Genomic DNA, 11,308 nt, shown 5'->3' on the forward strand with positions numbered 1-11,308 from the left:
TGGACCAATGCCATCTCCCGCATCCCCCAGCGATCTTCCGGGAGCGCCAGCCCCCGTCGACCTGCGCAGCGACACTATCACCCGGCCCACTGCCGCCATGTATGAATGCATGCGGACCGCGCCCATCGGCGACGACGGCCTCGATGGCGACCCGACTGTACTTGAACTGGAAGCCACGGCCGCAGCCCAGCTCGGCAAGGACGCCGGCCTCTTTGTCCCCAGTTGCACGATGGCAAACCTATTGGCTGTTCTGGCGCAGACTCAACGCAACGAACAAGTCGTGATGGAGTCTTCCGCGCACATGTACCGGACAGAGCGCGGGGCTGCCACCTTTACCGGCCTGTTTTACGCGGGCGTTCCCGGCCAGGCGGGCGCCATGGATCTATCCGAACTGGAAAGCGCGCTGCAAACACCGAGGGCTCCGCTCAAAACCTCCCTGGTCGCCATGGAAACCGCGCACAACAACGCCGGGGGAGTCCCATTGGCGCTCGAGCACATGCAGGCGGTCCATAAGATGGCGGCCGGGCGGGGCATGGCGGTGCACCTTGACGGCGCGCGCTTTTTCAATGCCTCCGTGGCCCTGGGAGCCGCACCGCGGGAACTTGCGCGCTGCACGGATACCGTTTCGTTGTGCCTCTCCAAAGGCTTGAGCGCCCCGGTCGGCGCCGTGCTGGTCGGGCCGCGCACGGTCATGGACAAGGCCCGCAGCCTGCGCCGCATGCTGGGCGGGACACAAAGGCAGGCCGGCATCATGGCCGCCGCCGGCTTATATGCCATACAGCACATGATCGACCGCCTCGTCGAGGATCATGTCCGTGCCAGTGCATTAAGCGAGTCGCTGAACCGTTTGCAATCCCCGCTAAGCGCCACCGTGCCGCAAACCAATATTGTCCAGGTCGATACCAGCCGCAGCGGCCTGACCAGCGCCCAATGGGTGCAGGCGCTGGAAGGCGCCGGCCTGCGGACACGGCCGTGGGGCGCTACGCGCTTGCGTTGCGTCACCCACCGCCATATCGGCGATGCCGACATAGAGCGGGCGGTGCAATCGTTCCGCGATGTATTGAAACAAGTCACGGCCACGCTGCCTTAAGCGCGGATGCGCTGGCGGCAATTACTGCCCGCCCGTCACGCGCCAGACCGTGTTGCCCACATCATCGGCAATCAGCAGGGCTCCGTCGGCATCCTGAGCCAGGCCCACCGGCGCGCCGCGCAGTTCTTTCTCGTCATCCGAAACGAAACCGGTGACGACCGGCTGCACTTTACCGGTGGGCTTGCCATTTTCAAACGCGACATAAGACACCCGGTAGCCATTCAGGGGCGAGCGGTTCCAACTGCCATGCTCGCCGATGAACGCGCCGCCGCGGTATTTTTCGGGCAGATCACTTCCGGTATAGAAGAGCAGGCCCAGGGGGGCGACATGCGAACTCAAGGCATAATCGGGCTTGATGGCTTTTTCGACAAGGTCCGGCCTCTGGGGCATGACCCGTTGATCGACATGCTGGCCGAAATAGCTGTAGGGCCAGCCGTAGAAGCCCCCCTCCTGAACCGAGGTCAGGTAATCCGGAACCAGGTCCGCGCCGATTTCATCGCGCTCATTGACGATGGCCCAAAGCTTCCCGGTTTCCGGCTCCCACTGGATGCCCGTGGGATTACGCAGCCCCGCCGCGAAAATGCGGCTTGCGCCGCTCGCCACATCGACTTCCAGCACAGTGGCGCGCCTGTATTCCACGGCCATACCGTTTTCGGTGATATTGCTATTGGAGCCAACGCCGACATAGAGCTTGCTGCCATCCCGACTGGCCAACAACGCCTTCGTCCAATGATGGTCTATCGTGCCGGGCAGATCCGCGAGCTCGGTGCCTGCCGCTTGCAAGCTGGTCTCGCCCGGCGTGTATCGATACTTCATGATGTTGTCGGTATTGGCGACATACAAGGTATCGCCGATCAGCTGAATACCAAAAGGCGAGTGCAGGTTTTCGAGGAAGACGTGCTTCTCCCATTCCCCGGCCGCGCCCGCTGTCTTGCGCAGCAGCGTGATCCTGTTTCCGCCCTTCCCGGACTTGCCCGAACGACTCTTCACCATGCCGCCGATAAGCTGTTTCGGCGTGGTCGTCGGCTCCGTTCCGGGGCCATTCGATTCCACGACCAGCACGTCGTTGTTGGGCAAGACATACAGCTGGCGGGGATGCAGAAGGCCGGAGGCGATCTTCTCTATTTTCAGACCCTCGGCCACTTTGGGCGCCTCGTTGTCCTTCCATCCCACCCCCTCGGGCACCTGCATGGGCGGAGACAGGAAATTCCGCGCCTGCGGCAGCGACGGATTCGGACCCATCTGTTCCTCGGGATCGACCTTCGCCCCCTCGTTGCACCCGCTTAAGCCAAGCGCCATGACCACCACCGAAACTCCCCACAAGGCCGTCTTATTCATGGCGAAACTCCTTGAAGCCGGCCTTCTGCGTAGCCAGAACCACTTTTCCCACGGACAGCAGAACCACCGTGAAAGCGGAAAGCCAGATGCCTTGGGGAATCACGGCATAAGCGTCCCGGGTATGCACGAAGGCATTGACGATCGCGGCCGCGATGGCGATCAAATTGAGCCAGAAATCGATCTTCTCGACGTATGCGGCGGGCCGGCTCCTGATGAACCACACATGCGCGAGATTGATGAGCCGCGGGATGATCGCAAACAGCAATCCTATGCTGATCAGCCAGGCTGCGCCTTTCCCCCACAACACATCAGGGCTGTATGCGTAGACGATGTCGAAGATCAGCGCGGCAACAAAAAAACCGAAGGGTATCGGATCAAGCAGGTCGAAGATGGCTGTCGACAACCTGAATCGGGACGGTCGGGCATGAGATGGCATGGCTATTCTCGCTAGATGAAAAGGTGATACGCGCGACGGACTCCCCAGCAAAATCTGTTCCCGCGCAATCGTAAAGCCCCAGCCCGTGAACACCATATAATCAATTTATCGCGGCTTGGGCGCCGGCCCGGGCCAGGACGCCTTCTGCTTGGTTGACGCGCAGCCTGGTCCCCGAGAATGCAAGGACAAACACTCACATGAAAAAGATCGGATTCCTATCGTTTGGCCATTGGACGCCCTCGCCCCAGTCACAGACGCGGTCGGCCGCCGACGCGCTCTTGCAATCCATCGAGCTTGCCGTTGCCGCCGAGGAACTGGGAGCGGACGGCGCCTATTTCCGCGTGCATCACTTTGCCCGTCAGCTCAGTTCCCCCTTTCCCTTGCTCGCGGCCGCCGGCGCCAGGACTAGCCGAATCGAGATCGGCACCGGCGTCATCGACATGCGCTACGAAAACCCCTTCTACATGGCCGAGGATGCGGGCGCGGCCGACCTGATTGCGGGCGGACGACTGCAGCTCGGCATCAGCCGCGGTTCGCCCGAGCAGGTGGTCGAGGGCTGGCGCCATTTCGGCTACCAGCCCGCGGAGGGCGAGACGGCCGCCGACATGGCACGGCGTCGCACAGAGGTCCTGCTGGATCTGCTGCGGGGCCAGGGTTTCGCGCAACCCAGCCCGCAACCGATGTTCCCGAACCCGCCCGGCCTCTTGCGCCTCGAACCTTATTCCGATGGGCTGCGCGACCGAATCTGGTGGGGCGCAAGCTCGAATGCAACCGCGGTCTGGGCCGCGAAGCTGGGCATGAACTTGCAAAGCTCGACCCTCAAGGATGACGAGACCGGCGAGCCTTTCCATATCCAGCAGGCCCGGCAGATCCGGGCCTACCGCGCGGCATGGAAGGAGGCTGGCCACACACGAGTACCGCGTGTGTCGGTGAGCCGCAGCATCTTCGCTCTGGTGGACGAGCGGGACCGCGGGTATTTCGGGCCCAGCGGCCAGGAAGGCGACAAGATCAGCTTCATCGACGAGAAGACCCGTTCGATCTTTGGCCGCAGCTACGCCGCCGAGCCGGACACCCTTATCGCCCAACTCGCGCAGGACGAGGCGATTGCCGAAGCCGACACCTTGCTTTTGACCGTGCCCAACCAACTCGGCGTCGACTACAACACGCATGTCATTGAAGCGATCCTGACCCATGTCGCGCCAGGCCTAGGCTGGCGCTGACCTAGTGAAAGGCGAACCCGCAGGTCGACCCCGGATCTAGCGGCTGTCCCGCTTGGCCTGGGACCTCTTTGCTTGAGAGCGTTGATGGGCGCCGATTTCAATGCCCCGGGATTGCTGGGTCACTGCGGTAGGCTCAACGGCGCGGGCGGATTTGCTGACATTCCTTTTTTCGGCCCTGGCTTCGCCCGCCTTACCTTTGGAGGCCTTGCCTGCGCGGCTGGATGCGGCCGTCTTTGCGACAGTCTCGTCCTGCTTGGCGGCCGCCGATTTTTTGGCCACGGCCTTCTTCAGCACCTTGACAGCCGGCACTTTTGAAGATGCCGCCTTCTGGGCCTTTTCGAACTCGCGGTCTTCCTGCTTTTCGATTTGCGCCAGGCGAGCCTCGAAGCGTGCCACGGACTCGGCGAGAATTTCTTCTTTCTCTTGGGTGCGGCGGTTGGCGTCCCCTTCGGCACCGGCTTTAGTGCCGCTGGCGTGGCGAACGGCAAGGCGTTGGCGGCGATAGAGGTCACGATACTTGTCGCGCAGTTTTCGACTGCGTTCCAGCCTGGAGCGCAGTTCAGGTTTGCTCAATTTGCGGATTTCAGTCGTTCGGCCGGAATCGAAGAGCTCGAGTTCGGCGGCTGTCAAAAGCTTTTGCGCCTGTGTGCGTTGATATGCCATCCATGGCCTCCTGTCAATACAGTATGAGAGAGCCCACAGCCTATCAGCAAAAGCGCAATAAGTGAAACCAGAGGCGCTTGCCCGCTTGGACAACGGCGCAAGGTCGGCTATTCTGACTGCGTTTTGCTGGACGGAAACAGGGCCTCGCCGGCCGCCCGTCCGCCCACCACATAGACATAGGTTCATCATGTATTTCGACGCCAAACTCTGGGCCATGACGCAGGGCATACGGCTGCGCATCCTGTTTTGCGCTCTGCTGGGAGTGCTGGGACTCGCCGCCGGAATTGCCCGGTTTGCGCTGCTGGGACAATTCCTGGCGCGGCTGTTTGCCGGCGCCGGCGCCCAGGATCTATGGCCGCCGCTGGCCGGCGCGGGGGCGGCCATCCTGCTGCGCGGCGCCCTGGAACATGCGCTCAACACGCTGGCCAACCGCAACGCAGCCCTTATCCAGGAGAACCTGCGCGCCCGGCTCTACGACAAGATCGTGGAACTCGGGCCGGCCTGGTTCGGCGGCCAGCGCACGGGCGGCGTCATGCTGGCGGTGGTCGACGGCGTGGAACAGCTGCAGGTATTTTTCGGGCGCTATCTGCCGCAGCTGTTCGTGGCTGCTTGCGCGCCCGTCATGATTTTCGCCTTTATCGCGTGGTGGGATTGGCCCGTGGCGCTGGTGCTGCTGGCGGCGGCATTGATCACACTGGTCCTGCCCCTGCTGTCGCATCAGGGCAACCGGCTCGCCGCGCAAGAACGGCAGCAGGCCTTCAAGGCGTTTGGCGAAGAATTCCTCGATGCCATGCAGGGCCTGCCCACGCTCAAGGCCTTCGGGCAGAGCCGCGCCTGGGGCGAGCGTCTGGCCGCGCGGGCGCGGGCCCTGTCCGACAATACATTCAAGGTGCTGGGCCGCGAAGTATCCACGCGCTTCCTGACCGATCTGGGTATCACGCTGGGCGCCGCGGCCGCATTGGCGACGGGGGCATGGCGCGTGTCGCATGGCGAGATGACCCTGGCCGCGCTGCTGGTGGTGCTGATGGCGGGCACGGAAATTTTCCGCCCTTTGCGCGACTTGCGCTCAGTCATGCATAGCGGCATGGTCGGACAATCGGCGGCCGGCGCCGTGCATGCCCTGCTGGAGGCAAGCAGTTCAGCGCCGCGTGGCGCCGCGGCGGCATCCAGGATGCGGCGCGCCGATGGGGGATTGTCGATAGAATTCAAGGACGTGAAATTCTCCTATCCGGGCGGCCGGCTGGCCACCCACGCGGGCCTGAGTTTTTCGGTGGCTCCCGGCGAACGGGTGGGCATAGTCGGCCCCAGCGGCGCCGGCAAATCATCGCTGCTGCGGCTGTTGCTGCGCCTGCATGATCCGCAGGGCGGCGCGGTGGAACTGGATGGCGCCGACCTGCGCACGCTGGATCCCGATGCCGTGCGAGCCCAGATTTCGGTCGTGGCGCAAGACAGCACCTTGTTCCACGGCACGGTGGAAGAAAATCTGCTGCTGGCGCGCCCCGATGCCACGCCCGAGCAGATGGAAGCGGCGGCCCGCGCGGCCAATGCCCATGAATTCATCATGGCCCTGCCGCAAGGTTATCGCACTGTGCTGGGCGAACGCGGCACGCAGTTGTCGGGCGGGCAGCGTCAGCGGCTCACGATCGCCCGCGCCCTGCTGCGCGACACGCCGGTACTGGTCCTGGACGAAGCGCTGTCCTCGGTGGATGCCGAGAACGAGGCCGAAATCCAGGATGCGCTGGATCGCCTGAGCCGCGGCCGCACTACGCTGGTCCTGGCCCATCGCCTCTCCAGTGTCATCAATGCCGACCGCATTCTGGTGCTGGACGGAGGGCGCATCGTCGAAACCGGCGCGCATGCGACGCTCATGGCGGGCGACACGCTGTACCGCCGCCTCATGGGCGCCCAGGACGGCGGCATGCTGCAGGCCGCCGTCCTGGCGGACGAGCGGCCGCTTGCAGCCGCCGCCGGCGCCGCCGCCGGAGCGGACGATGGCCAGCGTCCCGCAGCGCGCCCGCTGGAGGCCGACGCGCGGCAGATCGGCATGCGCAAAGTGTTCGGCACATTGTTCGACATCATCCGTCCCTGGCGCCGCGATTTTGCCATCACCGTGGCCAGCGGCATTGGACGCGTGGCGGCCTTCATCGGCGTGTCGGTGCTGAGCGCGGCCATCATCATCCAGCTCAAGAACGGCGCACCCTACGGCGGCCTGCTGGCTGCGCTGTTCGCCGCGGCCATCGCCGCCGCGGCGCTGCACTGGATCGAGTCGTGGCTGGCGCACGCCATCGCCTACCGCCTGCTGGCGGAAATGCGCATCGCGCTCTACGACAAGCTGGAAGCGCTGGCGCCGTCATACCTGTTGCGGCGGCGCTCCGGCGACCTGGTCGGCCTGGCCACGCAGGATGTGGAAACAGTGGAGTACTTCTTTGCCCACACGGTAGCGCCGGCATTCGTGGCGGTGCTGGTGCCGGCGGTGGTGCTGCTCATCCTGGGCATTGCCGCAAGTCCACTGCTGCTTGCGCTCCTGCCTTTCCTGGTGTGGGCCGCGGCCTCGCCGATTCTGAGCCGGACGCGCATCGATGCGCTGGGCAGCAGGGCAAGACAGGCGCTGGGGCTGCTGAGCGCCAATTTGTCCGAGACCATACAGGGCCTGCCCGACCTGGTGTCGTTTTCGGCCACGGGCCGGCGCCGCGAAACATTCCTCGCCATGGTCCGCGATTACCAGAAAGTGCGATTGGCGCTGCTCGCCGATCTGTCGCGCCAGGGCGCGCTGCTGGAAATAGCCACGGGCCTGGGCGGACTCTCGGTGGCCGCCGTCGGCGCATGGTGGGTAACGCAAGGACAGCTGGCGGCCGGCGTGTTGCCGCTCTTGATACTGCTGTCCGTCGCGGCTTTCCTGCCTGTATCGGAAATCGCCCAAGTCAGCCGCCAGCTGGCCGATACGCTGGCCTCCACCCGCCGGTTGCGCGCGGTGCATGACGAGCCGGTCGCCATCATGGGTGGCGTCAAAGCGCCGCCCATACAGGCCAGCGGCCTGCCTTTATCATTCGAGCACGCGACCTTCACCTACCCTGGCCGGAACACCCCCGCGCTGCAGGACGTAAGCCTGGAGCTCGCGGCCGGCGCCACACTGGCCGTGGTCGGCCCATCGGGCGCCGGGAAAAGCACTCTGGCCAGCATGCTGCTGCGTTTCTGGGATCCGCAGCGCGGCGCCGTGCGCATCGACGGCGTGGACCTGCGCGAGCTGACGCTGGACGCGCTGTATGCCCGCATCGCCCTGGTGGCGCAAGATACATGGCTGCTCAATGGCTCTCTGGAAGACAATATCCGCCTGGCCCGCCCGAATGCCAGCGCCGCGGAGTTGGCGCTGGCGGTGGAACAGGCGGTGCTGGCGGATTTTGTCGCCGCCTTGCCCGACGGCCTGGCCACCAAAGTGGGCGAACGCGGCGTGGCCCTGTCGGGAGGGCAGCGCCAGCGCATAGCCATTGCACGCGCCTTCCTGCGCGACGCGCCCATCCTCATCCTGGACGAAGCCACCTCGCACCTGGACGCCATCAGCGAGGCGCAGGTGCATGAAGCGCTGGCTCGCCTCATGCGCCATCGCACCACGCTGATCATAGCCCACCGCCTCTCGACTATCCGGCAGGCGGACGCCATCGCGGTCGTCGATGCCGGCCGCATCGTGGAATACGGAACGCATGCGCAGCTGCTGGCGCGGGATGGCGCATACGCTCATCTGGTGGGCCGGCAACTGACGGCTGCGCGGCGGAACAGCAACCGCATCCAATCCGTTGACTGATAAAAAGGTATTCCCGTTCGGAAAACGGGAATACACCTGGCTAGGCATCAGTTCGATGGTAGCTGCCGACACTGTGGAGTCTGCTCCAGGCAATGAGCCATAATTGCTCTCTTGAGAACACAAACCTCTAATTAAGTGTCTCAGGGGAACATTAATTATGGAACACCCAATTCCTTTGCCCGTGGAGCGTGCTATCCGGAAACTCGGCAACGACATCTCCCTGGCGCGCAGGCGGCGCCACATCTCCCAAGCCTCGCTTGCCGAGCGCATGGGCGCGTCCCTGTCCACCGTGCGCCGAATGGAGAAAGGCGATGTCAAGGTGCCCATCCATTTCTTCGCCCGAGCCCTGCATGTCTTTGGCAAAATCCAGGCGCTCGAGCGTCTGCTGGACACACCGAACGACGAAATCGGACTGACATTGATGGACGAGAACTTGCCCAAGCGCGTGCGCAGCAAGTCCGGCGGCTCTTCGGGAGCGCTGTGATGGCGATCGCCGCACCGAGCCGCCAACAAGTGTTGGGCTGCGCGCATACGAACTGGACGACTTCGCGGCAGCTTTCGAGCATGAACAGATAGCCGAAACTGCTGCTCTCCTCTGCAAGAGGTAAAAGAGTTACTGTCTTGCCCACGACCCCAGCCGCAACCTTGAAGAGCTGACGGATCCCGACGCACGCTCGATGATCTCCCAGGCCAAGGGATCAGGTCTGGTCGGCTACAACGTATAGACGGCTGTCGATGCAGAGCATCATCTGATCCGACTTTACAACGCATAGGCAAGGTGGCTGACGGCGTATGATCAATGGCGTACTCCCCTGCCGAACGCTGCATGCGCCCAAGCTGCCAATACGTTTCCACACAGCCTCGGCCAGGAGCGGACGTACACCGATATCGCTTTGCCCGCAAGCTGACAGCACATCCAGCGGCTGAGGCCCCGAGGTATCCGAAACTGTGCCGCGCCGGCTTGAAGTCCGGTAGCCTCCCGTCTATATCGAAAGTATCACTGGCCCTTGCCGTGATGTGGATTCCCTCTCGTGATGCGCTTGCGCTGCCTCGGCGAGGTCAAATATTGCCAATCGCTAGAAAATCTGCCAGGCCACGCGGGCGGTGATGACGTAGCGGCCCTGATCCGGCACCACGATATTGGCCGCCCGGCCCACGGTGATGTTGAAGTCGACCGACTTGAGCAGGCGGGCGTCCAGGCCTACGCCCAGCGACGAAATCTGCTGGTTCGGCGTACCGGCGGTGCGCACTGTGCCGGTATCGCCGAACACAAAGCCGCTGACGTCGCCCCGGATGCGATGGTGCCATTCCAGGTTGGCGAAGTAGCCATTGTCGCCCGCCACCACGCCGACGGGGTAGCCGCGCACAGTGGTTGCGCCCCCCAGTTGCAGCAACAGGCTGGGCGACAGGATTTTGGCGCTGGTCTGCTGAGCGCTGGCCCGCAGGAGCGTGTACTGCGCGCCGGAAACCTTTTCGATCCAGCTACCGTTGAAAGCCCAGATATTGGCGCTGCGATGACCGCTCAAGCTGGATTCCATGCGGTTGTTGCTGTTGGTGACGCTCAAACTGAGGCTGCGGTCCTCGTACAGACCGCTGGCGAACAGGCCCACCGTTGCGCTTTTGACCTTTTCCTCGCTCAGGCGCGCGCCCAGGATATCGTTCGTGCTCTTGCTGACGCCGCCGGCCAGGGTGCCGTCGAACCACCACGCGCCTTTTTGCAGCAGCGGCTGCCTAAACACAATCTGCCCGCTGCGCGCGCGGCCCTTGACGTCGAAATCTTCGTAGGGCCCGGATACGACGCGGCTATCCAGATCGCTGTAAGACACGCCCAGGCGGCCGCCCTGCCGGTTGACCGGTATCGTGTAGTTGATCGAGGCGGAATCCGAACCGTCGGAATGCAGATAGTACAAGCCGAGCCGGTCGCCGATGCCAATCGGACTGTTCCAGGCGCCGTCCAGGCCGACCTGGTTGCGTCCTACGCTGCGCGAGCCTTCATTGCCGGCGAATACGCGCAATTGATAAGGCGGCAGCTGATGGGCTTGCAGCATCAGATCGGTGTAGCCGAACGACGCGCCTGGACGCAGGCGCGCATCCAGGCGCATGTCGTTGCTATGGTTGAAAAGCTCGATGCGGCGTTCGAGCTTGGCGGTGTCCAGCGGTTCGCCGGGCTCGATTTCCAGCCAATTGACCAGCCAGGAATCACGGACGTTGCGGTTATCGACGACGGATACCTTGCCCAGCCTGCCTTCGACCAGTTCGATGCGCACGGCCCCGCCGACGACTTTCTGCGGCGGCAGGATGGCGCGCGCCGTCAGGATGCCGCGCTTGCGATACAACGCGTTGATCTCCTGCACGATGATCTGCAAGCCGTCGTAGTTGATGGGCTGGCCCACATAGCGCGCGCGGATGGCGTCCAGGTCCTGGTCGCTCAAGTAGCTGCTGGGATCGAAGTCCAGACGCTTGAGCTCGAAGCTGGCGGTGGCGCGCGAACTTGCCGCGGGAGGCTTGGACTGTTCGTCGCGGATCACGGGCTCGGGCGTCTCGGGCGCGGGAACACGCTCTTCGAGATAGCCGCGCTGCATTTCCTGACTGCGCTGCAGCGCGCCGGCGTCGGGGAATATGTCGATCGCGCCGGGCACGGCTTGCGCATGCGCGGCGGAAGCCGTAATGACCGTGGCGGCCAGCAGCGGCAGCAATAGCGCTGCGGCACGCGGCTTCGATGATGCCGCGTGCGCGCGGCTGGAACGGTTTTCCATCTTCAT

At 63.9% G+C, this 11,308-nt stretch carries 8 protein-coding genes; 4 read left to right on the top strand and 4 right to left on the bottom strand.

Annotated features, from left to right (window positions below):
- Nucleotides 1-7: 7 nt before the first annotated feature.
- Nucleotides 8-1,090, top strand: coding sequence for a threonine aldolase family protein (locus BUB23_RS03705; protein ID WP_073101764.1), 1,083 nt, complete (start codon nt 8-10; stop codon nt 1,088-1,090).
- Between the two features lie 21 nt (nt 1,091-1,111).
- On the opposite strand, the gene BUB23_RS03710 is transcribed toward BUB23_RS03705, so the two are convergent.
- Entirely contained in the window at nt 1,112-2,428 is a 1,317-nt protein-coding gene (locus BUB23_RS03710) for a PQQ-dependent sugar dehydrogenase (RefSeq protein ID WP_073101765.1), read from the bottom strand.
- Nucleotides 2,421-2,831 (bottom strand): DUF2231 domain-containing protein, encoded by a 411-nt coding sequence (locus BUB23_RS03715; protein ID WP_342743817.1) that lies wholly within the window; start codon nt 2,829-2,831, stop codon nt 2,421-2,423. The genes BUB23_RS03710 and BUB23_RS03715 overlap by 8 nt, the downstream gene beginning before the upstream one ends.
- A 230-nt stretch (nt 2,832-3,061) precedes the next feature.
- Here BUB23_RS03715 and BUB23_RS03720 point away from each other — a divergent pair, with 230 nt between their 5' ends.
- Nucleotides 3,062-4,084 carry an LLM class flavin-dependent oxidoreductase gene (locus tag BUB23_RS03720; protein WP_073101767.1) on the top strand — a complete coding sequence of 341 codons (1,023 nt, stop codon included), beginning with the start codon at nt 3,062-3,064 and terminating at the stop codon, nt 4,082-4,084.
- A gap of 36 nt (nt 4,085-4,120) precedes the next feature.
- Here the strand turns inward: BUB23_RS03720 and BUB23_RS03725 are convergent, their stop codons facing one another.
- Nucleotides 4,121-4,714 (bottom strand): hypothetical protein, encoded by a 594-nt coding sequence (locus BUB23_RS03725; RefSeq protein WP_143160868.1) that lies wholly within the window; start codon nt 4,712-4,714, stop codon nt 4,121-4,123.
- A 220-nt stretch (nt 4,715-4,934) separates the two neighbouring features.
- Between BUB23_RS03725 and BUB23_RS03730 the strand changes: the two genes are divergently transcribed.
- Nucleotides 4,935-8,546, top strand: a complete 3,612-nt coding sequence (locus BUB23_RS03730; protein WP_073101769.1) for an ABC transporter ATP-binding protein/permease — start codon at nt 4,935-4,937, stop codon at nt 8,544-8,546.
- A 157-nt stretch (nt 8,547-8,703) separates the two neighbouring features.
- Nucleotides 8,704-9,030, top strand: a complete 327-nt coding sequence (locus BUB23_RS03735; RefSeq protein WP_073101770.1) for a helix-turn-helix domain-containing protein — start codon at nt 8,704-8,706, stop codon at nt 9,028-9,030.
- Between the two features lie 592 nt (nt 9,031-9,622).
- On the opposite strand, the gene BUB23_RS03740 is transcribed toward BUB23_RS03735, so the two are convergent.
- The gene (locus tag BUB23_RS03740; RefSeq protein ID WP_073101771.1) at nt 9,623-11,308 is read right to left on the bottom strand and encodes a ShlB/FhaC/HecB family hemolysin secretion/activation protein; all 1,686 of its coding nucleotides are present in this window, start codon (nt 11,306-11,308) and stop codon (nt 9,623-9,625) included.

Origin of the sequence: Pollutimonas bauzanensis (genome assembly GCF_900129885.1) — a bacterium.
Taxonomy (GTDB): Bacteria; Pseudomonadota; Gammaproteobacteria; order Burkholderiales; family Burkholderiaceae_B; genus Pollutimonas; species Pollutimonas bauzanensis.